This window comes from Sphingomonas sp. (assembly GCF_030145815.1).
In the GTDB taxonomy this organism is placed as follows: Bacteria; Pseudomonadota; Alphaproteobacteria; order Sphingomonadales; family Sphingomonadaceae; genus Sphingomonas.
In genome coordinates, this window is record NZ_JAIXHL010000040.1 from 1 (window position 1) to 20,727 (window position 20,727).

Sequence of the window (20,727 nt, forward strand, 5' to 3'; positions counted from 1 at the left end):
GAGAACACGCTGCTCTTTGCCTTCATCGGCCAGGCGGCAGGCCAAGCAGGCATCCTGCTCATCGCCGCCTCTGCTGGCGAACATTGAGCCCCGCCGCCGAAAAGGCGACTACGTCAACGGCCTGCTAAGGTAGCAGAAACTCGGAAAGAAGATGTCGTTTGCCTTCTTTCAGGAGGAATGGACAGCCTCATCGGGGCTATAGATTTGGTCACGGAGGGGCAAAGGCCGCTGCTGGTAAGTCAGGTGGCAAAAGGCGACAAGTTTGATCAGCAGCGTTTCGCGAGAATTGTCGCTCAGGGCTGTTTGCATTTGCAGGTCAACCACAATGCGTCACCACCATGCCCGTCCGAGCGGTCCCAACGAGGCCGTTCGCTAGTATTCTTTGGTTTGGGCGTATTGGCTGCGACTTGTTTGACGTCGTATGGCGGCGGGGAGAAAACCGAACTTATTGTGCCTGAGAATGGTTTTATCAGTCTCAATGTTCCTTTGACACCGTTGAGGCTTGGGTCATTAAGCACCCGCACAACGCACCCATACTACCTCGCCTCGCTCCAATCGTTGCTCGACAAAGCTGGATTAAACATTCGCATACGAAACCCCTATCAGTTCAAGACGAAGGGCGAGATGCTGGAAGAATGCCAAAACCAAGCGCTCCTCAAATCCTTAATTGGTAGCTCGACAAGTTGCGGCAGATATGCCCGCTCCGGATTCAAACAATGCGGCCGTTGTGTTCCATGCCTTGTCCGCCGATCCGCCTTCCATAAATGGCTGGGACATGATCTTACTGCTGGCTACAAGTTTTCTGCGTTGGGAACGCCTGACAAGAAGCATCGGGATTTTGATGATGTCCGGTCAGTTGCCTATGCGATCCATGCAGTCAAACAACGGGGACTGGACGCTTGGATAGGCGGTGCGCTAAACTCCGCCATGCCCGGAGCTTCGCCTGACGCACGTGGCGTCGCAGATAGAGGCCTCAAGGAGCTATCTGAATTTTTAAAATCGCAAGGCGTCCTTTGATTGACTTTCACTGCCATATTGACCTGTATCCCAACGCAAAAGCCATCATTGAAGAAGCCGATGCTCGAGGGTCATACATACTCGCGGTGACGACGACGCCAAAAGCGTGGACGGGCACAAAGCAGCTTATTGGCGACCGAAAACGCATTCGAGTTGCGCTTGGTTTGCACCCTGAGCTTGTGCCAGACCGACACGCTGAAGTGCCGTTGCTAGAACACTATTTACCAGAGTCCCGCTATGTTGGAGAAATCGGCCTCGATGGCGGCAGTCACATGCGCGGCTCATTTGAGCTGCAAGAGCGAGTTCTTGCCAGGATATTGAAGGCGTGTGAGGCGGATGGAAAGAAGATAATAAGCCTTCACTCCCGCCGAGCAGCGAATGGTGTGATTGATGCCCTGTTGGACGCGCCTAGGGCAGGCATTCCCATTCTGCATTGGTTCTCGGGTTCCGTCGTTGAGCTTGATCGTGCTATTAGCGCAGGATGCTGGTTCAGTGTAGGTCCTGTCATGCTTAACTCAGCCAAGGGGCGGAGATTGGTAGAATTGATGCCTGCCGACAGAGTGCTAACTGAGACGGACGCTCCTTTTGCTCAAATCCAAGGTAAGTCGCTTATGCCTTGGGACGTGCAACTCGCGCACTCTCATCTCGCGAAAATTTGGAATCAAAGTGAGCAGGAAGTCGTTGGTCAATTGAAACGCAATCTCAAGACGCTCCTAGCAGATTGAAGCTGCCGCCGAAAATTTCAAACGGTTGGGCCAGCACAATGGAAGATCCTGAACCAACGACAGCTTGCTGCGATTCCTAGCTTAAACGCGGACTGTCGCCACTGTCCAACAACTTAGACTTTGCGATCGGCACGGCTCGTCACATCTGCAAGCTTCGGTCCGAACTCCATCTTCCGCGCCAAGGCTTCGACAAAGCCCTCGAACCGCGCCTTGCCCTGCGCCTGGGCTGCGGCCCGAGCCGCATCCGGAAGCGCCGGGTTGGCGGTCAGCCAGAACCGCACGAACAGCGCCAACGCCTCAGAATTCAGTTCGGCCCGGTAATCCAGCTTGTCGAGTTGACGCACGACCTTGTCCATCCGCCGGCTGAACGCCGCTTCCATGCGTTCAGAGCCGTCTGGCGACAGAAACGAGTTCAAGGCTGTCTCGACGACCTGCGCCTGTGTGACACGCTTGCGCCGGGCGTAGTCGGCTAGCCGGTCGGCGAGATCGGGCGGCAAGCGGAAGGTATGCTTTGATTTCACAGGGCAATTCCATCGCCGGGATCGAGCGCGGCCTGGCGGGCGCTGCGGGCCATGTCGATGCGCAGGCGTTCGGCGCGCGCGGCATCATCAGATCCCTCTGCCTGGTCGCCAAAGTCGAACTCGGCGGACCGCTCGTTCCCCTTCTTCGGCATTATATCGACATGGGCCGGGATCTCCGGCTCGCGGCGGATCCCGCCATTTGCTGTATCATCGTGGGTTGCGACTTTGCGCTTCTTCCCGTGCACTGGCTTGATCGCCGGTAGCGCACTCCAGTCGTCGGACTTCGATCGATCTGGCTTCGATGCGACGGATTGCGGTGGCGGCAGGATGCGGGCCTTTAACCTCGGGTCAGCATAGTACCGCGCCTTCTTCGCCTTGATGGGCGGCGAACCGGACAGCATCACAATCTCATCGGTGTCGGGCAGCTGCAAGATTTCGCCCTGGGTGAGCAGCGGCCGGGAGGTTTCCGAGCGTGAAATCATCAGGTGTCCGAGCCAAGGCGACAGCCGGTGGCCCGCGTAGTTGCGCATTGAGCGCTGCTCGGTCGCGGTTCCCAGCGATTCCGATACTCGCTTGGCGGTGCCTTCGTCGTTGGTCGCGAAGGCGACCCGCACATGGCAGTTGTCGAGGATCGCGTTGTTTTTGCCGTAGGCGCGTTCGATCTGATTGAGGGACTGAGCGATCAGGAATGATTTGAGTCCGTAGCCCGCCATGAACGCGAGCGCGCTTTCGAAGAAGTCGAGCCGGCCCAAGGCAGGAAACTCGTCGAGCATCATTAGCAAGCGGTGGCGCTGCGTCTTGGGAGAGAGCTCTTCGGTGAGGCGGCGCCCGATCTGGTTGAGGATCAACCGGATCAGCGGCTTGGTCCGGCTGATGTCGGACGGCGGCACCACCAGGTAGAGCGTTGCGGGTCGCTTGGCTTCGACCAGATCGGCGATCCGCCAGTCCGAGCATTTGGTGACCTCGGCAATGACCGGATCGCGGTAGAGGCCGAGATAGGACATCGCAGTCGAGAGCACCCCGGATCGCTCGTTGTCCGACTTGTTCAGCAGTTCGCGCGCGGCGCTGGCAACGACAGGATGCGGGCCGGCCTTGCCCAAGTGCGCGGTTGCCATCATCGCATCGAGGGTGTCCTCGATAGTGCGCTCCGGATCGGATAGGAACGCTGCGACCCCGGCGAGGGTCTTGTCGCGCTCGGCGTAAAGTACATGAAGGATCGCCCCGACAAGCAAGGCATGGCTGGTCTTCTCCCAATGGTTGCGTTTCTCAAGGCTGCCTTCGGGATCGACCAGGATGTCGGCGATGTTCTGGACGTCGCGCACTTCGCTGATGCCGCGGCGCACTTCGAGCAGCGGATTGTAATGTGCCGAGGCAAGGTTGGTGGGGTCGAACAGCAGGGTGCGGCTGAAACTGGACCGGAAGCCGGCGGTCAGGGTCCAGTTCTCGCCCTTGATGTCATGGACGATCGCCGAGCCCGGCCAGGTCAGCAAGGTGGGAATGACGAGGCCGACGCCTTTGCCCGATCGCGTCGGCGCGAAGCACAGCACATGTTCGGGGCCATCGTGGCGCAGGTATTTGTTTTGGAACTTGCCGAGCACCACGCCGGTTTCTGATAGGAGGCCGATGCGCTTGATGTCGGCGCGCTCGGCCCAGCGCGCCGAACCGAATGTCTTGGCGTTGCTGTTCTCGCGTCCGCGCCAGACCGACATGGCGATGGCAACCACGATCGCCACGAAGCCGCCCGACGTCGCAATCGTCCCTCCGCGATCGAATACATCCGGCGCATAGGCATCGTAGGAGAACCACCACCAGAACAGGTCATAGGGTCGGTAGATCGGGTGACCGAAAACGGTGAACCAGGGTGTGCCCAGTTCGGGCTGAAAGCCAAGCGCTGAAGCCGTCCACTGCGTCGCCGCCCAGACGCTCGCCAGGATGATGATGAAGACGGCCAGCACCTGGCCCCAGAGGATCTTCGCGGCAGACAATGACCAGGCTCCTTCCCGCTTCGGCGGGCATGTCGGCGGTGCAGTTGCGGAATTGCAAGGCTTTAGCTGTGGCGATCGCAGCATGGCGGATGATTGGACGGGTTGGAGGGAGCGGGATGGCGGCAGTCTTGGTCCCGCTGAAGGCTTGAAGAACATAAACGGAACGAATATCGTTCAAGCCTTGCCGATTCGGCTTTGCGACAGGAATGAAGACTATGCAGCACGACCCGGCGCTGCGCGAAGCCGCGCGCGCGATCTACGAAAGCGTCTACCCAGGCGAAGAATGGACTCCCGTGCCATTCCCCGAAGCCGAGAAGTACGGGACTGTCCATTACCGCAATGCCGTAGCCGCCGCACTCCGCGCCGATGCCTGCCTCAACGGCGATCGCGACCGGCAACTGGCGATGCTGTGATGAAGGTACGGATCGATGATGTCGAATTGGCCCGCGCGATCGGTATCGGGCTGGCGGTCACCGGCAAGCGCGGACAGAGTAAGGATCATGCGGTCAGCATTCTGCGCCAGCTCGCGCCCTATACCCTGTTTCGGGAAGCCGGTTCGGCGGAGCTCATGTCGAGTTCCGTGCCGCTGTTCCCGGATGACTTCGGAATCGTGCGAGCAGAACTTGCCTATGCCGAAAGCGAAACGCAGCGGCGCGAGCAGCGGAGACACTTCGACTGGCCGGTGCGCCTGATCGTCAAATAGAAATCCCGCGACTTCGGCCAAGGGTCCACTCTATCCCGCCGCCGCTCTTGGTCGTGCCCATCACCTGCTCGCCCAGATGCCGATCGAGAGACGGCTTCCATGGCACGAGTTCGAACCCGTGGGCATGCTCGATCATGGCGAAGCGCCCGGAGGCGAGCTTGATCCGTTCGCGGTAGATACCCTTCAATCGGTCGCCTTCCTCGCCGGGCATATGATCAAGCCCGGTGCGATGGGCGATGCCGCTCGCGGCGCTGGCGAGCTCACGCTCACGCAAGCTCGCGATAAGATCGCGCGCCAGGATGATCCGTGTCCCTTGCCGCCGGGCCAGACCATCGCCGGCCAGATGCTCTGCGCGGGCGATCTTGGCTTGCTCGACTTCGGCGCCGAACCCGCTTCCAGTGATGAGCGGCTCGGCGGCAACCAGCTGGCGGTCAAGCCAGGTCGCGCCGTTCGCGGTCACCTGGTCGCCGAGTGCCAGATCCGAGCGCAGCGCCAGAGACTGCTGGCGCCGACCGCGATTGTCGTCCCAGCTTCTGAGTTCGACGATCGCGCCGGGTTCGGCATCGCCGGTCACGTCGAGGTCCGGGAACTTCAGATGATGGACGCGGCCATCGACGCCATCGACGATCGCATAGGCTTCTCCTGACAGTTCGTCGAACAGCCCGCGTTCAACCAGCCTGCCGATGACGGGGTTTTCCGGTGCCTCTTGGTGCATCGCAAACCGCCCGGTCTCGGCGCTGCCGATCTGACGCGACATAGCGCGGTGCATTGTCTTGATGATGTCGCCGCGCTCACCAAGCGCGCGCAGCTTGCCCTCAAGGTCGTTGCCCAAAGTCCAGCACGCCGGGCCATGCGCATCCGCCAGCCCGAGCCGCTCGAGGGCTGAGGCGCGGCCGATCAGCAGTGCGCGATCGGTGCGCGCCTGGCCGGATGGATCCGGGCGCAGGTCGATGAGGCCCCCGTCATCCTGAAGGCGCTGCAGACTGCGGTCGAGACTGGTCCAGCGCTCGGCGCTGACTTCGCGGCGCAGCGCCTGTTCGATTTCGCGTTCGGTGCGGTGGCCGAGTTCGGCTGTGACCCGTTCTTCCGCGCGGCTACGCATCCCTTCGCGGATATAATCGCGGTCGATGACGAGGTTCTGGCCATCGTCTGCCTTGCCGCGCACGAGGATGTGAATGTGCGGGTTGTCGGTGTTCCAATGATCGACCGCCACCCAATCGAGCCGGGTTCCTAGATCGTGCGCCATGTCGTCCATCAGTTCGCGGGTGAAGGCGCGCAGGTCTTCCATCTCGGCGGCATCTTCGGGCGAGACGATGAAGCGGAAGTGGTGCCGGTCGCCCTCACAGCGCGCCGCAAAGAGTTCGCCATCGGCGCTGTCACTGTGCGCATCGAACAGTCGGCCTTCGCTTCCCTCGCGGTCAACGCCGTCGCGCTTGAGAAAGGTGAGATGACGCGCCAGAGGAGCGGCGCGAAAATGTGCACCCTTCTGACGCACGACGCGCGCTTTGATGATCACCCGGCGCTGGGTTTGTGATCGGCGCATCGCCAGCGCGGCGCTGCGACCTCGACCTGATCGACCGGTACCGCGACCGGCCCGTCGTCCGAGCGAGGTGTATCCCGCCCGCTTCGAGACCTGAAGAACACGCCCGGCGAGTGACTTGGCCTTCTGCCCCGAAGGGCGTCCGCGATCACGAACACGGCCTGGCCTCACCTCGAAATCGTCGTCGCTCACTGGAAGCGGGCCCTCCGGGCGGGCGACGGCTGCAAAAATGGCGAAATTGCGCGGATATTTGAGTGCGGTGCCAGCAAGCAAAAAAAGTGGGTGGCGCTTGGAGTTAAGGATTTCTGCGCCACACAACCACCACAGCCAGCCGTTCCTTTATCTCGCCATCCTCCTGACCTTCCTCCCTTCACGGCCCACATTCCGCACAAATCCCCGCCAACCAACGCCATGACGCGCCAGAGAACGAAAGCAGTAATCACTGCATCCGGCTCCCCGAAACGGGTGCGAAGAGGCCGCCGAGCGGAGGGGGAGAAGCAGGTGGCGGAGCCGCCGTACCTTCTCTGATGTCCGCGCTCGGCGCTGCCTCAGTCGCGCCTGATCGCGCTGCAAACAGCTCGCTTTGCGTCCAGGCGATGCGTAGCGGCGGCGCGGGCGATGCACTGGCGACGACGGTCGCCGTGCCGCCCGGCTGCAGCATCGGTGCAATCTTGGCGACATAGGCGCGGGTTTCGGCGGGAAGTGGACGACCGCCATCCCGCCACTGTTCGTAACGGCTCGGCCCGGCATTGTAGGCAGCGAGCATGCCAGTCGCGCCGTAGCTGTTGTACATCTCGCGGAGGTAGCTGGTGCCCGCGATGATGTTGTCGCGCGGGTTGAACGGGTCAGCACCAAGCCCGAACCGGGCGCGCTGGCGCGCCCAGGTTCCGGGCATTAATTGCATAAGACCCATCGCGCCTGCGGACGACACCGCGCCGATACGCCCTGCACTTTCGGTACGCATCACGGCGTAGATCCATTGCTCCGGAATGCCGAAGCGCTGCGAGGCCTCGGCGACGTGCGCAGCAATGTTGACGGTGCGCGGCTGCACCTGTTCGGCAGCGTCCTGCCCAAAGGCAGGCGCACCGCCGAACAGCGCGAGCGCAGCCAGAACGAGGCGAAGCGAGCTTGGCCAGCGCATTGCTCAATCCGCCTTTTCGCGGCGGGACGGGCGCGACCAGACCAGGACGTGGCGGTTACCATCGTCCTTGAACAGGTTGGCGCGCAGCGGCTGGACGAAGCTGGGATCATCGATCTGGAGGCTGACGTAGTCGCCAGCCTTCTCGCCAACCTGCTTCCAGCCTGCGCCGACTTCGCGCGCCTCGTCGTCCGATCCGGCGATGACGCGGTAATCGGGCGCGTTCTCGTTGTCCGATGCATCTGCCGGAACGAGGACCAGCTCGATGTCGAGCGTCAGCGTGTGCAGATGCCCGGTATAGCCGCCGTCGGCGGCAACAAATGTTCCGATACGCATGGGTTAGTCTCCTTGGTTGGTGGTGGGGGAAGGCTCAATGGCGCGGGGATCGGCGAACCAGGCATGATCGCCATCGCCCGCTTCGTCGGTCCAGACCGGCGTCGCGCGGCCGATAACATCGGACAAGCGCAGCACGCCGAAGTAGCGCCCGTCGAAGCTGTCGGGCGCAGCCGGGTTCATCACGAACAGCTCGCCGCGGCGCAGCACATGGCAGCCAGACCATGCAGGCAGCGGACGGCCGAGACGGTCGCGCGCACGCGCCGCGCCGACATAGCTTCCGTCGATGGTCACGCCGTGCGCGAAGCGGCAGACGCGTTGGCCGCTGACGGCAGCGACGCGCTTTATGAGAGGGACGCCGACCGGAAGATAATGCCGCTCAGCGAGCAGGCGGCGCAGGTCGGGCGGCGGTTCGATCGCAACCCGCTCGCCGACATGGAGGCTGGCCTTGCCACGGATAGCGTAGAGCCCGGTCGGCACGGATGCTGTTGCGTTCCAAAGCGCGAAGCGCGAGACCGGCACGGTTAGAGTCGCAAGTGTAGCAGCGGCAACCACGCCAGCGAGGACAAAACGCCGCCGAATCATGAGAGCAGCGCCTTGCGCTGGAGCCATGCGCGGTGGCGCACGAGACTGTAGTCGCGCGGGACCTCGCGGCCTGCCATGCGGTTGTGAACGTGCCGCCAATGATCGGGCGCGACCTCGCACGGGTCGACGCCCGCTGCCTCGATTGCGTCGATGAGGCGAAACACTTGCGCGACCTTCGGCCAGCCGCGGACCGACAACAGCAGTTCACCACCGGGATCGACCTGCGCGATCGGTGTGCAAGGGTCCCCCACTGTGACAGCGCGCACGATGTCGAGTGTTGAGCGGATGGTGCCATAATCGTTGGAGGCCCAGCGCACCAAGGCGAACACCTGGGCCGCGGCATAGCTCTCGATCCGCTCGCTGCGACTGACGATCCGCTCAGCGACTGGTTTGCCGAACTTGAGCCAGTCTTCGCGTTGGCCCTCGCGCCAGATCAGCGTGACATGCGTCAACTGCGGGTCAACGCCGACCCTCGTTTCGGCAGGCCTGCACGGCGGTACTTCGCTAGCCGTCCACAGGCGCTCGTGCGTTAGCAAGAATCCGAAGGATTCTTTGTTAGGATAGTTAAGGGCTAAATTCGGCGCAGATTTCTGCGGGTTTGAGAGCCATTTCGGTTCCCGATAGTCCGAACTTTCGGTTCCTGATCGTCCGAGTCTCGCGGTTCCTGATAGTCCGTGTTCCATCATGACATATCCACAGGGCTAAGGTCATTGGGACGAAGCCCGACGCGCCGCATGGCGACGTCGAACGGATCGTCGGGAATGGCGACGAAGTTCAGCCGCTCGCGGCCGAGCGCGTGTTCGATCGCGAGCGTGTATCCGGGCAGCGCCTGTCGGCGGACGATGTCACGCAGCTCGAACGCGAAGCGTTTGGGCGGCGACAGCGCGCCAGATTTGAGATGGAGGTGCTGGAAATCGAAGCTCCAGCCCCCGCGCTGCTTGCCGCCGTGCTTTCGCACCAGGCGGTAGAGCCAGCGTTCGAGGCCGCCGGTCAACGCGAAATAATCCGCGTCAATGGTCAGCACGAGCGCCTGGTCGATCACGCCTTCGTAAAACCAGTCGGGCACGATCATCTCGATTCCGAATGCGCGGCCCGAACCATCGAGCCGCTCCTTCCACTCGTTGATCCAGGAGAACCGGTGCCGCCGCCGCGCGTCACGCTGGCGGATCGAGGTGGCGATCGTGGTCGATTGCAGCCGGTCGAGCCCGGCCTTTAGCCGCTCGTAGCTCGCCTTGCCGGTCCCGCGCCGGGTGAAGGCGAGGATTTCATGTGGGGTCGCGGCGATCAGCCGCGACGTCGACCGACCAGCGTCGCGCGCCTCAACGATCTGGCTGGCGACCCAGATGAGGACGTCAGCGTCCCAGATGGTCGCCATTCCGTGTTCGGCGGTGGCCTCCACCAGGATCGAGATGTCGCCCATCCGGAAGTCGATCGGGCGCACCCGCTTGGTCTTGGCCAAGCTGAAGAACGGCCAGGCCATCAGATCCTGCGCGTCGCGAGCAGCGATGTCACCGCCCTGGCTGACAAACAGGTCCAACTGCGCAGGCGATGCAGGAAAGGCGGACATGCGGCGCATGGGCTTGTTTCAGCGCCGCACCGGCGGGGTGTAGCCATCGAGCCGCTTGGCGGGATGCACAATGCCCTTGCCGGGATCGCTGGTCGAACGGCGCAGGCCCTGTTCGGCCCAGGCGTCGAGGTCGGTCACCGCATAGACGATCCGCCCGCCGAGCTTGCGGTAGACCGGGCCGGTCCCGAAGCAGCGGTGCTTTTCCAGCGTGCGGGCGGAGAGGCCCAGATGCACCGCTGCATCGGGCGTCCGCAAAAAGCGGGCAGTGACAGGCGTTGGTCTGGCATCCATGGCAAGGCTCCGGCGAAAGGTGGCAGCGGCAGCGGGCTGTCGCTGGGGTTCGACGGGCATGGCGGAGGATTGGCGTGGAGACGGAGTGACAGAATGAGCACCCGCAATTTTGTCACCCCTCCTGCTCAGCCGTGGAGGAGTAGTCTGCGATATCCGTTTGAAACCAGGCGGCGGGCATCGGCTATTAGCCGGAGCACCTGCCGCCTCTCATTCGATCCCTTCCACAGCGCCCCTGTAAGCGGGCGATGGTTGGGCAGGACTAGGCCGAAGGCGAGATCGCGCGGGGAGGCGCCAGCCTCCAGCGCGTCATGGATGGCGAGGAACTGAATGAAGCGGATGCGTTGGTTGGGTGTCGGTTGGTCAGCACTACTGAGCGAGATGCGGCCGCTGCGCGTCACCCGCTGCCAGCGGGCAGCGGCGGCAAGCCGGAGCGCGCAGCCGGGATCGCACGGAATCGATAAAGCCGGAACGAGCCGCGCAGGAACAAGGCGCACGCACAGGCGCAGCCGGGCGGTGCCATGGGCAAAAACGAGGTTGCGCTCCGACCGGTTCGAGACTTCGACCAGAGGCTCAGCGCTGGGCGGCAGCGGGATCGCACGATCCGGATCGGCGGTTTCGACGATGACCACGTCGGGTGCCGAGTCGGGCGACCACAGCGCGGGATGTTCGCGCGGGTTCATCGCTGGATCGGTGGGGAAAGCAGAGGCCCCATCGCCGGGCAAGGCCCTCCTGTTCGTTGCTGGCTGTTCCCGGAGACTGGGCAATGCGTGCCAGGGTGTCGGCGTAATCAGCCTGGTATCCGCAGTTACGATTCAGGAACTCCTGCGCGAAATCCGCGTAGTCGTGATCCCTATACTGATCTGCGGTCGATGGTGACCGCCAAGACGAACCACCGGACATAAAGACCCCTGCAAGGCACAGGCGAGAAAGCCAAGCATCAAGTCTTTGATTGCTATAGATAAGCCGCAAGTAACCAATGCTGCGGATGATTATGCAAGCGATTGTAGTAAATCGAAATGGCTACTTACGTAATACCCGAATTGTCGGCGTTGGAATCAGCCTTCTCTCGATTTATCAAGCAGATGCTTATAGCCATGCTCCGTCATCCAGCGGGCGCGGGCCAAATGGCTGTCATGCACTTGGCGCGCTTGGCCAGGCTCGGCGGCGGCATCCAGGCCGAACACCACGGCGGCGACTTCGGACCAGTCTGCACCTTCCTCTGCGGCATCAAGTATCCGTAAATACGTGACAAAATGGCGCTCGTCATAGACCGTGATGCGATCATCGGCAGGCGCGCGGTCCTCGAATGGCGGTATCGTCATGGGCCGAGCCTTTGCTTCGACTCGATTTGTATGCCGTTACATATAGCACAAAGCCGGTCCAGAATGGACAATTTCGTGGTTATGCCACCACGCGCAGAACGGTGTGCCCGAACTTGCATAACTGATTCCAAGCGCCAAACAGCTGATCTCCCTCAATTAGCCGCTTCGCAGAGTATACTCCGTGGTTAAATACTCTGCAACGGTGGTCTGTCCGTGCAATGAAATTGCGCGAGGTACTTGCCACCAATCTGAAACGCCTTCGTCTTGCGGCCGGACTGTCGCAGGAAGAGCTTGCGCACCGCGCCGACATCGATCGCACCTATGTCAGCAGCCTCGAGCGCGGTCGCTACAGCGCCTCGATCGATATGATCGAGAGCCTGTCCGCCGCCCTGGATATTGAACCTTACGAACTTCTCGTCAAAGCGCCCGCTGGCAGCGAGGAATGAACATGCCGAAGCCCCGCCCGGCAGCTGCCGGGCGGGGCGAGCGTTCCGGTCAGTCGCCGTTGGTGCGGCGCGCGCGGGACCAGATCAGGTTGTAGGACTTGCCGTCTTCGTCGTCGAACAGGTTGGCGAAGATCGGAGCGGTGAAGCTGGGATCGTCGAGCTTGACCGAGAGATAGTCGCGGCCTTCGTTCGAGGTCTTGGTCCAGGCGGCGCCGATTTCCGCGCGGCCGACGAAGACCCGGTGCGACGGTGCATTTTCGTTGTCGCTGGCTTCGGGGACGATGCGGACGTTCTTCTGCTGCACCGACATGGTGACGATCTCGCCCTTGTATTCGTTGCCGGTCTTGGTGAAAGTTCCGATGTTGGCCATGATTCATTCCTTCAAGTTGGTCGAACCCGCGCCCATCGCGGCCTCGATGGCTGGTTGAAGGCAGGGGCTTGTGCCCGCTGCACCGGAACGGCCGAAACGCCAGTGGAGGACTGCGGACAGGCGGCTTTCTTGTCTCGCGAGGAATGGGCGGCACGACCAGGGGAAGAAAGTTGCCGGGCCGCCGTTGCAGCAAGGGATCAAGCGGCGAAGCCATCCCCTGCCAACCAGAGCCATTGAAGAGGCGGCATTGGGCTCGGTTCGCACTTGAGCCGGGTACTCATGGCCTTCCCGGACTGCCAAACCGAAAGCACAGGGGCGGACATTGATCGCCATTTTAGCAGGGCACTGATTGCGCAGGCCCAACAGCACAACGGAGCATATCGCCATCATCGGGTTTCGAGCTTCGCCGGAATACGCCGCTTGGCTTGGCAGCGAACTGCCTAGCGACATCCGGGTCAAGCTGAACCCAGCAACCGCCCGATCAGCTCGACCTCGACGCCAGCGGCAAAGGACTACTCCGTTGGACCCGCCATTGCCCCGTAATCGGCATTCTGACCGTGCCGCCCCATCCGGCACGTGCCGGCGGGGCTTAGGGCAAGGGACGAGCTACAGGCGGGCGCGGCTCCATTGTGTCCAGGACGCGGTGGCAATGATGGCGGCACCGATCACTGACACTGCGAACTGCCAGGTGCTCTGCGGCATGGTCGCGACCGCAATGCCGTGGAGGGCGTGGTAGCCAGCAATGGCAGCTGGCGCGGCAAAGGCTATGCCGATCACCGCCCGGGTCACTTCGGATTTAGCGTGTGCCATGACGATCTGAGCGACTGCCAAGAGTATGATGGCTGAAATGGCGGCGGCGGCAAGCGCGGCGACGATGCCGCTCCCGCTGCGGTAGGTCGCAGATCCGGCAAGGAACCCTACGAACAGCGGCAGGGCGTGGATAGAGAGGCGGAAAAGCAGCACGCAGATCAGAAACACGGCGACGACTATCAGGGCAAAGCCGATCAACATGGCGTCCTCCTTGGAACCAAGGGCAAGGGACGCGCTCTCCACCTCCACCGCAGCGCAATGTGCAGGTAGAGCATAGCAGACATGCGCCAAGGCCGGAATACCTGACAGGCATCCGTCCATGGTGCCACGTGCGCCTTGGCGCGTTCAGGGATTGAACGGGTCATATTCGCGAACGACGCTGCTGGGATCGCCATCGAATTCAGAGGTCGGGACGGCGGCGTAGCCGTTACCGGCGTGGAACAAGGTGACGCAGACCATCAAGGTGCGGGCGAGGCTCCAGGCGTGACGCTGTGCGATGGTGAGTGACATGTTCGAGCTCCTGTCTCGGAGCAGGGACCTTCCCCGCTCGACAGGCCCCGGACAGACGGCGCAAAGCCGCAATCACCACGAAGGCGCAGACGGAGTGGCCGCACGCGAACGCGTAGCGGACCCTTCACGGGTTGATTGAAGGAGGCTTTGAGTCGGCCAACGGATTGGCCTTTGAGAGCGGGGTGGTCGCCTTGAGCGAGCGGTTCGCCGCTACTGTCCGACATGCACGTATGTTGAGATTGCATTTGGCGCCGCTAGGTCGTCGCCAGTCAGCTGGATGGTTGGTCCCCAGATTTCTTCGATGAAGCTAAATATTGAGCTTGCGCCCGGTTGACGTCTCCGATCAACCGTCCGAGGGGACCACTGTCTCCACCGGATCTCCATACGAGCACGAGTGGTGCGGTGGGTGCTTCGGACTTAGTAAGATGCCGATATGCGACGCCTTCGGTTGCTAGGCGAGCCATTGCATCGGGAATTAGCGAAATCCCAAATCCGGCGGAAACCAGGCTGAGCGTAGCGATCATCTGCGAAGCTTCCTGCTCGATGCGAGGGCTGAAGCCAGCTCGATCGCATGCCGCGATGATCGCATCGTAAAGACCAGGCCCATTCGGCCGATGATAAAGAATGAAATCTTCGTGGGCGAGGGTTGATAGCGGTTTACGTCGGGATAGGGGCCAAGTCTTGAGCAACGGGTGCCGTTTTGGCATTGCGACTACCATTTCCTCATCCAGCAGGCGCGTATTCCTCAATCCGCCGTCTTCGCGAGCAGGCAATCTCACAAAGGCCGCGTCAAGTGATCCGGTTCTCACAGCTTCGATCAGTTCGCCGCTGTTTGCTTCTTGTCTGGACAAGCGAAGCGCTGGCGCCTTCTTGCGCAATTCACGGATTACATTCGAGACGAGCGGATGAAACGCCGCCGAAGCTGTAAAGCCAACAGCGAGTTGACCTTCTTCGCCTCTTCCAGCGCGCTTGGCAGTGTCGATCGTCTCCTCGAGGTCTCTGAGTAGTATCTTCGCGCGCTCGACGAATGCGCTTCCAGCTGCGGTCGGCTCGACTCCGCGCGGTAATCGCCTGAACAGTGTTACTCCAATTTCGCGTTCGAGCGCACGGATCTGTTGGCTGAGCGGTGGCTGCTGAATGCCTAGTCGCTCTGCAGCCCGCGTAATGTGATTTTCGTCGGCGACGGCGACCGCATATCGCAGATGACGTAGTTCTATCATTCCATACACATATCATATGGATATCGGCTTGGCGATATATTGGACATAGTAGCTCGACTACGGCTAAGATTTGCGAGGAGGTAACCAATGGCCGCAGTCGAACCATCACCAGTCCAACCGACGGTGGGCGACCTGTTTCGCGGCTTCCTGATCATGGGACTGACGGGATTTGGGGGAGTTCTGCCTCACGCTCGACGAATGCTGGTCGAGCGCATGCGTTGGCTGACTGGCGAGGAGTTCACGGAAATTCTGGGGCTTTGCCAGTTCCTACCAGGTGGGAACATCATCAACATCTCGATCGCAGTTGGACAAAAATTCAGAGGGGTGGGCGGAGCTGTCGCGGCTCTCCTCGGGCTAGTCGTCGGGCCAACCGTAATCGTGGTCGGCTTGAGCGTGCTCTACGAGAGCTACCGTTCCGATCCCGCAGTCGCGCGGGCGTTCGCCGGTCTAGCGGCTGCGGCTGCGGGACTGCTGCTATCTATGGCGATCAAGATCGCGTGGCCAATGCGAGGTCGTCCCCTTGCGATAGGGATTGTCGCGATTTCTGTGATTGCGATTGCGCTGCTTCGCCTGCCGTTATTCGCGGTCATACTCGTGCTCGTGCCTGCCAGCATTCTTCTGAGTTGGAGGTTCGAAGCGTGAGAGACGTCAACTTGCAAATTGCACTAATCTTCCTGCAACTGTCATTTGTCGCTTTCGGTGGTGGGAACACAATCTTGCCGGAGATCCAGCGACAGGTGGTTAGTACACATCACTGGATGACATCGGAAGAATTCTCTGCGCTGTTTGCGCTTGCGCAGGCAGCTCCCGGACCAAACTTGATGATTGTTCCTCTGGTGGGTTGGAAAGTGGCGGGACTGCCTGGACTTCTGTGTGCCTCGATCGCCATGATAGGCCCGTCCTCAATCCTGACGGCGTTTGTAATGCGAACTTGGGATCGATTCCGCGACCAGCCTTGGCGACGAACTGTCCAGTTAGGCATCGCGCCGGTGACGGCGGGGCTGGTGATGGCCAGTGCGATGGTGATCGCGCGAACTTCGACACCGGGAATCGGTCTTGCTGCGATTGCAATTGGTTCAGCCTGCATTCTAACTCTTACGCGAATCCACCCACTTTTCGTTCTTGGGGCGGGTGCCGCACTCGGCATCGCCTTCTAGCTCGATTGAGGACTGTATCGTCGTGGGATTTTGATCGTGAATGCTCCAGAAGCTCTGATCACAGATCTGCTGGCGTCGCTCGAAAGCGGCGCCCAGCCTTATGCAAGCGTAATGGAAACTTGGAGAACAAGTTGCCCGCGCCTTCCGGTCTGGGAAGATGTCGTCGAAAGCGGCTTGGTCGAATGCATCGAACAAAAAGTACAACTAACCGATGCTGGGCGATTGCGGCTCCAAGAAAGCCGCGCACGGCGCCCCTAGCTCTTCACTCGATCGACCAGACCGAGATCCCCAGCTTGCGCGCCTTGTCGACCAGATTCGCATTGATACCATTGCCCGGACAGGCTACCACGGCTTTGGGCAGCGCCTCCAGCATCTGATCGTTGCGACGGAACGGTGCCGCCTTCTTGAACCGCTCCCAGTCGGGCCGGAACGGGACATGGACGATCTTGCGGTTCCGAGCCCAGATCGATGCGATATGTTCGCCGCCAGTCGGGTTGCCGCCGTGGAACAGGACCATGTCGGGATATTTGGCGAGCACCTTGTCCAGCACGGCCCAGATGCGGTTGTGATCCTGATAGGCAGGTCCGGACGTGAACGCGATGCGCGTGCCGGTTGGCAGCATCGGTTCGGTTTCCGAACGACGCTTGGCGGCGAGGAAGTCGCGGCTGTCGATCATGCTGGCGGTCAAGGTGCGATGGTTGACGAGCGAGCCGGTGCGCGGGGTCCAAGCCTTGCGGAAGTGGGCTTCGAACTGATCGGCGGCAGCTTCTCGCATGAACTCCATGGCGTTGCGGCGTTCGATCAGGCCGATGCCTTCGCGGGTCAGCTGTTCCAGTTCGACGGACCTAACCTCGGAGCCATCCTGCTCGCGCTGGCTGCGCTTCTGGGCATCCTCGTTGTCGTCGAGATCGCGCTGGATCCGTCCCTGCGCGCGGTGGAAGAGATTGCCGAGCGACCAGCACAGGCCTTCAAGATCGGGTTCGAGCCGGGTGTCGAGCATGGTTGCGATCAGGGCATCGAACATGTCCGCGACAGCGCCGGCGGCAACGCGATCGTCGGGAAGTGGCCGCGGGTCAGCTTCGTCCGAGTAGGGCCGGTAGCCGTAGAGCGCGATTTCATCGAGGAGATGGGCAGTTGACGACATCTCGAGCTCGGGTTCAAATGGGTCGGTCATGGGATTGATCCTGGATCCGCGTAACCGGGCACCTTGCCCGGCCTTCATGCGATCCCTCCGACCGGCAGCCGTGAGGCTGCATCCGCCAGGACCGGAGCAAAGCGGAGGATGGCGGGCAGCGGCTATTTTGCCTCGCGATGGAAAGGCGCGGGAATTGCTGGTTGTCGCATCGCTTGATGCGATGCTTCCGCGCGCCGCCGGAAAATAGCCGCGTGACCGCCATTGCAGCCTCGCGGCTGCCGGTCTCTCGGATCGCCCCAAGGAAGGCCGGGCGTGGCCGGTGTGGATGACAGGGCTCGTCCGGCCGATCCCAGCCCACCCGAACCACGTCTCGGCCAACCTCAGCCGACGATGAACCTGTCGCGGTCTGCGTCCAGAAACTGGGCGATGACGCGCGCCTTTAACGCCGAAGCGCCGTGTTGGCGGAGATCGTCATTGAAATCCCCGAGTGCGGGCATCAGCGACACCAGTTCGATCCCTACCGCCTGCGCCCGAGCGGTCAGGATCGCATAGGCCGCATCGCCTGCCTTGTCGCGGTCGCGGGCGACATAGAGGCGCCGAAGGTCGCAGCCGAACAGGATACCGGCAAGGTGCGCGGATGAGGTGGCTGCGGCCAACGGCATTTTCGGCAGAATCTCGTGCAGCGACAGGACGGTCTCGATGCCTTCACCGGCGATCATCACGTCTCGTGCCTGACCGAACCGGATCGCGCTACCGAGGATATTGCCCATTGCGCGGCGCGGGGAGGCAACGGCGGCTTTCGTCGTGCCGTTTGCATTGAGCCAGGTGCGGTGTGTGCCAGTCTGCACGCCGTCGCAGTCCGTGACTGCCGCAATCAGGGCTGGAAAGCTGCCGGGTGTTCCGGGAATGTCATCCTCATTCGGGCGATAGAAGCAGCGCGGGTGAAATCGCAGCGCGGTCAGGTCGCTGATCCGGTTGATCCCGCGTGCAGCCAGATAAGTCGCCGCCAAGGTGCCAGTGAGTGGTCTGGAAGCCGCGAACAGTCGCCGTGCGGCAGTCGGTGAACCTGCTCGTGCAGGAGGTGGTTTGACGAATTGGCTGTGCCCGTCGTCAGCCGATGGCGGCAATGACAGGAACCGCTCGGCTTCGTCGATGGTCTCGGACAGGCGGCCATGACGCTGGTTGAGCCGGATGAGATCGACCAGATCGCCATGTTCGCCGGTCGCTGCATCGACCCAGTTACCGATCATGCCCCGCTCGGTCTCGAACAGCCGGACGTAGAGGCTGCGCCCGGGCGAACCGGCGATATCGCCGACCATCCAGTAGCGCCCCTCGCGGCGACCAGCGGGCAGGTAGTGGCGGCAAACTCCGATCGCGTTCTGTGCAAGTCGTTCTGACAATTCTGCTGCGCGGGTTGAAAGCCTGCCCATGTCAGGCGGCCTTGCGGTCGAGGATGCGGGTCACAGGGTGTCGTGCGAACAGCCGTTCGAGCACCTCGCCGCCGACGGCAGTGTCGTCGGGGACGAACAGCCGCAACTTCCAGCTGACAATTTCCGAGAACAATCCCGTCGCCTTCAGGCGGTCGACGGCATTTGGCCCAAACCCGGTCAACTCGATCCGGTTAACCTGCATCAGCCGCGAGCGGCGCAGTTGCAGACCATCTGTCAGGTCGATGACGCTATTACATTCGCGGAGCAGTTCCATTGCCTGCGACGGCGACGGTTGCGGCGCATCGGCGCTGACCGCATTGGCTGCCCATGCTGGTGGCACCCGGCGGCCAACGATGGTCTGGCCGTCGTCCGTGCGAAGGCGATAGACGCGAGTCGATTCCTCCGGAAGACGCTTCCAGATCGGCAATAGCAGGCCGGTGACGATATGCAGTTCGCTGGTATCGAACTCCGCCACCTGAGCGACCTCGACGTCCCACGCCAACCGGAACGCACCTTCATCGGCCTGTTCCCAGCTGGTTTCCGGCAGGTGCGCGAGAGCGAAGTTGAACTTTTCCATCGGCCGGACCAGCCGCACCCGGCGTTCGACCTCGCCGTCATCGAGCATCAGGCTGCGCGCGGGCAATTGCACGGCCGCCCGCTTCGAGCGGGAATTGACCAGTAGTTTTGAACCCGGCTCGCGCAGCAGGTCGAGCGCCTGCTCGGCTGTCAGCGGCTGGTTGCGTGACCGGACCGCAATCGTCAGCAAGCGGGTCGCCGAGCCCGTCGCCGGATGGGTGTAGATCGTCTCGCCGCGCGCGACCGCGAAGCTGTCGGCGGTCAGCGTTTCGAGGCCGATATCGTAGGTGCCTTTCGCCATGGCGCTTTCGACCTTGGCGGTCAGCAACTGCTCGAACACCGTGAACAGCACGTTCTGCTTTGCGATAGTCAGCGCCAGCAACCGGTTGAGGAAGGTGGTAATCGGCGGCAGTTCGTCCTTCAAGCACCCGCTACCATCGGTCAGCGACAGCCCAGTGATGCTCTCGAAGGTCGCCAGCGGGCAGTGCTCGACCTTGCCAGCATAGATCAGCAGGTAGAGCTGGCGCAGCGCGTCGCGGGCGTAAGGGCTTTCGAGATTGTCCTCGGGGCGGAACAATCCTTGGCCGCCGGTCTGCCGCTGTCCGCGCGTGATTGCACCCAGAGTGTCGAGCCGCCGGGCGATGGTCGAGAGGAACCGCTTCTCGGCCTGAACATCGGTTGCCACCGGCCGGAATAGCGGCGGCTGCGCTTGATTGGTGCGGTTTGTCCGTCCGAGTCCCTGGATCGCGGCATCGGCCTTCCACCCGGCTTCGAGCAGGTAATGGTGCCGCAGCCGCTGGTTCCGACTCCCAAGATCGGCATGGTAGCTGCGCCCCGTGCCGCCGGCGTCGGAGAAGACCAAAATCTGCTTCCGGTCCTCCATGAACGCCTGCGCCTCGGCTAGGTTGGCATGGGCGGGTCGGTTCTCGACCACGAACCGTTCGCCGTCCGCATCGACCTTGCGCACGATCCGGCGCAAGCGACCCGTGACTTCGGCCACCATGTCGGTGCCAAACCGCTGGACGATCTGGTCGAGCGCGCCCTGGACGGGTTCCATTGAAGCCAGATGTTCGATCAGCCGATCGCGGCGTTCGATGGATTCACGGCACTGGATGATATTCCCATCGCCGTCATAGGCGGGCCGCGACGCGAGGTTGCCATCGCCATCGGAATAGGGCTCGTAAAGCTGTGTCGGGAAGCTGTGAACCAAATAGTCCAGAACATATTCTTTGCAGTCGCAGTTTATGTCGAGCGCGGCGGCAGGAGGCGCAGGTTTCCTTCGGTTTTCCATGATTTCACTCCAGATAATTACGGTTCCCTCGACCTGAACAAGTCGAAGGAACCAC

General features: G+C 61.9%; 26 protein-coding genes. 7 read left to right on the plus strand and 19 right to left on the minus strand.

What is annotated here, in order from left to right:
• Positions 1-177: 177 nt before the first annotated feature.
• Both KYX69_RS21225 and qatD read left to right on the plus strand, forming a co-directional pair.
• Positions 178-1,017 carry a 7-cyano-7-deazaguanine synthase gene (locus tag KYX69_RS21225; protein ID WP_300501266.1) on the plus strand — a complete coding sequence of 280 codons (840 nt, stop codon included), beginning with the start codon at positions 178-180 and terminating at the stop codon, positions 1,015-1,017.
• Complete coding sequence (qatD, locus tag KYX69_RS21230) at positions 1,014-1,742, plus strand: Qat anti-phage system TatD family nuclease QatD (RefSeq protein ID WP_300501268.1); 729 nt, start codon at positions 1,014-1,016, stop codon at positions 1,740-1,742. Before KYX69_RS21225 ends, qatD begins: the two co-directional genes overlap by 4 nt.
• Before the next feature lie 113 nt (positions 1,743-1,855).
• On the opposite strand, the gene KYX69_RS21235 is transcribed toward qatD, so the two are convergent.
• On the minus strand, positions 1,856-2,239 hold the full coding sequence (locus tag KYX69_RS21235) for a CopG family transcriptional regulator (RefSeq protein WP_300501270.1): 384 nt from the start codon (positions 2,237-2,239) through the stop codon (positions 1,856-1,858).
• Positions 2,240-2,259: 20 nt separating this feature from the next.
• Positions 2,260-4,248, minus strand: a complete 1,989-nt coding sequence (locus KYX69_RS21240; protein ID WP_300501310.1) for a conjugal transfer protein TraG — start codon at positions 4,246-4,248, stop codon at positions 2,260-2,262.
• A 215-nt stretch (positions 4,249-4,463) separates the two neighbouring features.
• On the opposite strand from KYX69_RS21240, the gene KYX69_RS21245 reads away from it, so the two are divergent.
• Positions 4,464-4,661, plus strand: coding sequence for a hypothetical protein (locus tag KYX69_RS21245; RefSeq protein ID WP_300501312.1), 198 nt, complete (start codon positions 4,464-4,466; stop codon positions 4,659-4,661).
• Positions 4,661-4,951, plus strand: a complete 291-nt coding sequence (locus KYX69_RS21250; RefSeq protein ID WP_300501272.1) for a hypothetical protein — start codon at positions 4,661-4,663, stop codon at positions 4,949-4,951. Before KYX69_RS21245 ends, KYX69_RS21250 begins: the two co-directional genes overlap by 1 nt.
• On the opposite strand, the gene KYX69_RS21255 is transcribed toward KYX69_RS21250, so the two are convergent.
• The 10 genes from KYX69_RS21255 to KYX69_RS21300 all read right to left on the minus strand — a co-directional run bounded on the left by KYX69_RS21255 (position 4,944) and on the right by KYX69_RS21300 (position 11,727).
• Positions 4,944-6,467 carry a VirD2 family relaxase/mobilization nuclease gene (locus KYX69_RS21255; RefSeq protein WP_300501274.1) on the minus strand — a complete coding sequence of 508 codons (1,524 nt, stop codon included), beginning with the start codon at positions 6,465-6,467 and terminating at the stop codon, positions 4,944-4,946. The genes KYX69_RS21250 and KYX69_RS21255 overlap by 8 nt on opposite strands.
• Positions 6,468-6,930: 463 nt before the next feature.
• Positions 6,931-7,632: a lytic transglycosylase domain-containing protein gene (locus tag KYX69_RS21260; RefSeq protein ID WP_300501276.1), complete on the minus strand. Its 702-nt coding sequence runs from the start codon at positions 7,630-7,632 to the stop codon at positions 6,931-6,933.
• A 3-nt stretch (positions 7,633-7,635) separates the two neighbouring features.
• Positions 7,636-7,965 carry a DUF736 domain-containing protein gene (locus KYX69_RS21265; RefSeq protein WP_300501277.1) on the minus strand — a complete coding sequence of 110 codons (330 nt, stop codon included), beginning with the start codon at positions 7,963-7,965 and terminating at the stop codon, positions 7,636-7,638.
• A 3-nt stretch (positions 7,966-7,968) separates the two neighbouring features.
• Positions 7,969-8,547, minus strand: coding sequence for a S26 family signal peptidase (locus tag KYX69_RS21270; RefSeq protein ID WP_300501279.1), 579 nt, complete (start codon positions 8,545-8,547; stop codon positions 7,969-7,971).
• Positions 8,544-8,999 carry a DUF2840 domain-containing protein gene (locus tag KYX69_RS21275; RefSeq protein WP_300501281.1) on the minus strand — a complete coding sequence of 152 codons (456 nt, stop codon included), beginning with the start codon at positions 8,997-8,999 and terminating at the stop codon, positions 8,544-8,546. Before KYX69_RS21275 ends, KYX69_RS21270 begins: the two co-directional genes overlap by 4 nt.
• A 230-nt stretch (positions 9,000-9,229) precedes the next feature.
• Positions 9,230-10,123: a replication initiator protein A gene (locus KYX69_RS21280; protein WP_300501283.1), complete on the minus strand. Its 894-nt coding sequence runs from the start codon at positions 10,121-10,123 to the stop codon at positions 9,230-9,232.
• Between the two features lie 9 nt (positions 10,124-10,132).
• Positions 10,133-10,405 carry a helix-turn-helix domain-containing protein gene (locus tag KYX69_RS21285; protein ID WP_066479195.1) on the minus strand — a complete coding sequence of 91 codons (273 nt, stop codon included), beginning with the start codon at positions 10,403-10,405 and terminating at the stop codon, positions 10,133-10,135.
• Between the two features lie 125 nt (positions 10,406-10,530).
• Entirely contained in the window at positions 10,531-11,085 is a 555-nt protein-coding gene (locus KYX69_RS21290) for a DUF2285 domain-containing protein (RefSeq protein ID WP_300501286.1), read from the minus strand.
• The gene (locus KYX69_RS21295) at positions 10,976-11,305 is read right to left on the minus strand and encodes a DUF6499 domain-containing protein (RefSeq protein WP_300501288.1); all 330 of its coding nucleotides are present in this window, start codon (positions 11,303-11,305) and stop codon (positions 10,976-10,978) included. The genes KYX69_RS21290 and KYX69_RS21295 overlap by 110 nt, the downstream gene beginning before the upstream one ends.
• Before the next feature lie 155 nt (positions 11,306-11,460).
• Positions 11,461-11,727 carry a DUF2285 domain-containing protein gene (locus KYX69_RS21300; protein ID WP_300501290.1) on the minus strand — a complete coding sequence of 89 codons (267 nt, stop codon included), beginning with the start codon at positions 11,725-11,727 and terminating at the stop codon, positions 11,461-11,463.
• 218 nt (positions 11,728-11,945) lie between these two features.
• On the opposite strand from KYX69_RS21300, the gene KYX69_RS21305 reads away from it, so the two are divergent.
• Positions 11,946-12,173, plus strand: coding sequence for a helix-turn-helix domain-containing protein (locus KYX69_RS21305; RefSeq protein WP_300501292.1), 228 nt, complete (start codon positions 11,946-11,948; stop codon positions 12,171-12,173).
• Positions 12,174-12,222: 49 nt separating this feature from the next.
• On the opposite strand, the gene KYX69_RS21310 is transcribed toward KYX69_RS21305, so the two are convergent.
• The 4 genes from KYX69_RS21310 to KYX69_RS21325 form a co-directional block, all read right to left on the minus strand.
• Positions 12,223-12,543, minus strand: coding sequence for a DUF736 domain-containing protein (locus KYX69_RS21310; protein WP_100868183.1), 321 nt, complete (start codon positions 12,541-12,543; stop codon positions 12,223-12,225).
• Between the two features lie 606 nt (positions 12,544-13,149).
• On the minus strand, positions 13,150-13,554 hold the full coding sequence (locus KYX69_RS21315) for a hypothetical protein (RefSeq protein WP_300501295.1): 405 nt from the start codon (positions 13,552-13,554) through the stop codon (positions 13,150-13,152).
• Between the two features lie 144 nt (positions 13,555-13,698).
• On the minus strand, positions 13,699-13,863 hold the full coding sequence (locus tag KYX69_RS21320) for a hypothetical protein (RefSeq protein ID WP_300501297.1): 165 nt from the start codon (positions 13,861-13,863) through the stop codon (positions 13,699-13,701).
• Between the two features lie 269 nt (positions 13,864-14,132).
• On the minus strand, positions 14,133-15,083 hold the full coding sequence (locus KYX69_RS21325) for a LysR family transcriptional regulator (protein WP_300501299.1): 951 nt from the start codon (positions 15,081-15,083) through the stop codon (positions 14,133-14,135).
• Positions 15,084-15,170: 87 nt separating this feature from the next.
• On the opposite strand from KYX69_RS21325, the gene KYX69_RS21330 reads away from it, so the two are divergent.
• Positions 15,171-15,725, plus strand: coding sequence for a chromate transporter (locus KYX69_RS21330; RefSeq protein WP_300501301.1), 555 nt, complete (start codon positions 15,171-15,173; stop codon positions 15,723-15,725).
• Positions 15,722-16,240, plus strand: a complete 519-nt coding sequence (locus KYX69_RS21335; RefSeq protein WP_300501303.1) for a chromate transporter — start codon at positions 15,722-15,724, stop codon at positions 16,238-16,240. Before KYX69_RS21330 ends, KYX69_RS21335 begins: the two co-directional genes overlap by 4 nt.
• A gap of 262 nt (positions 16,241-16,502) precedes the next feature.
• On the opposite strand, the gene KYX69_RS21340 is transcribed toward KYX69_RS21335, so the two are convergent.
• The 3 genes from KYX69_RS21340 to KYX69_RS21350 all read right to left on the minus strand — a co-directional run.
• Complete coding sequence (locus KYX69_RS21340; protein ID WP_300501305.1) at positions 16,503-17,414, minus strand: DUF2493 domain-containing protein; 912 nt, start codon at positions 17,412-17,414, stop codon at positions 16,503-16,505.
• A 341-nt stretch (positions 17,415-17,755) separates the two neighbouring features.
• The gene (locus KYX69_RS21345) at positions 17,756-18,805 is read right to left on the minus strand and encodes a toprim domain-containing protein (RefSeq protein ID WP_300501307.1); all 1,050 of its coding nucleotides are present in this window, start codon (positions 18,803-18,805) and stop codon (positions 17,756-17,758) included.
• Position 18,806: 1 nt separating this feature from the next.
• On the minus strand, positions 18,807-20,727 hold a 1,921-nt coding region (locus KYX69_RS21350), incomplete at its 5' end, for a strawberry notch C-terminal domain-containing protein (protein WP_300501308.1).

What these genes read in the sequence shown, in the direction of transcription:
- KYX69_RS21225 (WP_300501266.1), top strand. Translation starts at nt 178, where the DNA reads ATGGACAGCCTCATCGGGGCTATAGATTTGGTCACGGAGGGGCAAAGG.
- KYX69_RS21245 (WP_300501312.1), top strand. Translation starts at nt 4,464, where the DNA reads ATGCAGCACGACCCGGCGCTGCGCGAAGCCGCGCGCGCGATCTACGAA.
- KYX69_RS21250 (WP_300501272.1), top strand. Translation starts at nt 4,661, where the DNA reads ATGAAGGTACGGATCGATGATGTCGAATTGGCCCGCGCGATCGGTATC.
- KYX69_RS21260 (WP_300501276.1), bottom strand. Translation starts at nt 7,632, where the DNA reads ATGCGCTGGCCAAGCTCGCTTCGCCTCGTTCTGGCTGCGCTCGCGCTG.
- KYX69_RS21265 (WP_300501277.1), bottom strand. Translation starts at nt 7,965, where the DNA reads ATGCGTATCGGAACATTTGTTGCCGCCGACGGCGGCTATACCGGGCAT.
- KYX69_RS21270 (WP_300501279.1), bottom strand. Translation starts at nt 8,547, where the DNA reads ATGATTCGGCGGCGTTTTGTCCTCGCTGGCGTGGTTGCCGCTGCTACA.
- KYX69_RS21280 (WP_300501283.1), bottom strand. Translation starts at nt 10,123, where the DNA reads ATGCGCCGCATGTCCGCCTTTCCTGCATCGCCTGCGCAGTTGGACCTG.
- KYX69_RS21285 (WP_066479195.1), bottom strand. Translation starts at nt 10,405, where the DNA reads ATGGATGCCAGACCAACGCCTGTCACTGCCCGCTTTTTGCGGACGCCC.
- KYX69_RS21290 (WP_300501286.1), bottom strand. Translation starts at nt 11,085, where the DNA reads ATGAACCCGCGCGAACATCCCGCGCTGTGGTCGCCCGACTCGGCACCC.
- KYX69_RS21295 (WP_300501288.1), bottom strand. Translation starts at nt 11,305, where the DNA reads ATGTCCGGTGGTTCGTCTTGGCGGTCACCATCGACCGCAGATCAGTAT.
- KYX69_RS21300 (WP_300501290.1), bottom strand. Translation starts at nt 11,727, where the DNA reads ATGACGATACCGCCATTCGAGGACCGCGCGCCTGCCGATGATCGCATC.
- KYX69_RS21305 (WP_300501292.1), top strand. Translation starts at nt 11,946, where the DNA reads ATGAAATTGCGCGAGGTACTTGCCACCAATCTGAAACGCCTTCGTCTT.
- KYX69_RS21310 (WP_100868183.1), bottom strand. Translation starts at nt 12,543, where the DNA reads ATGGCCAACATCGGAACTTTCACCAAGACCGGCAACGAATACAAGGGC.
- KYX69_RS21315 (WP_300501295.1), bottom strand. Translation starts at nt 13,554, where the DNA reads ATGTTGATCGGCTTTGCCCTGATAGTCGTCGCCGTGTTTCTGATCTGC.
- KYX69_RS21320 (WP_300501297.1), bottom strand. Translation starts at nt 13,863, where the DNA reads ATGTCACTCACCATCGCACAGCGTCACGCCTGGAGCCTCGCCCGCACC.
- KYX69_RS21325 (WP_300501299.1), bottom strand. Translation starts at nt 15,083, where the DNA reads ATGATAGAACTACGTCATCTGCGATATGCGGTCGCCGTCGCCGACGAA.
- KYX69_RS21330 (WP_300501301.1), top strand. Translation starts at nt 15,171, where the DNA reads ATGGCCGCAGTCGAACCATCACCAGTCCAACCGACGGTGGGCGACCTG.
- KYX69_RS21340 (WP_300501305.1), bottom strand. Translation starts at nt 17,414, where the DNA reads ATGACCGACCCATTTGAACCCGAGCTCGAGATGTCGTCAACTGCCCAT.
- KYX69_RS21345 (WP_300501307.1), bottom strand. Translation starts at nt 18,805, where the DNA reads ATGGGCAGGCTTTCAACCCGCGCAGCAGAATTGTCAGAACGACTTGCA.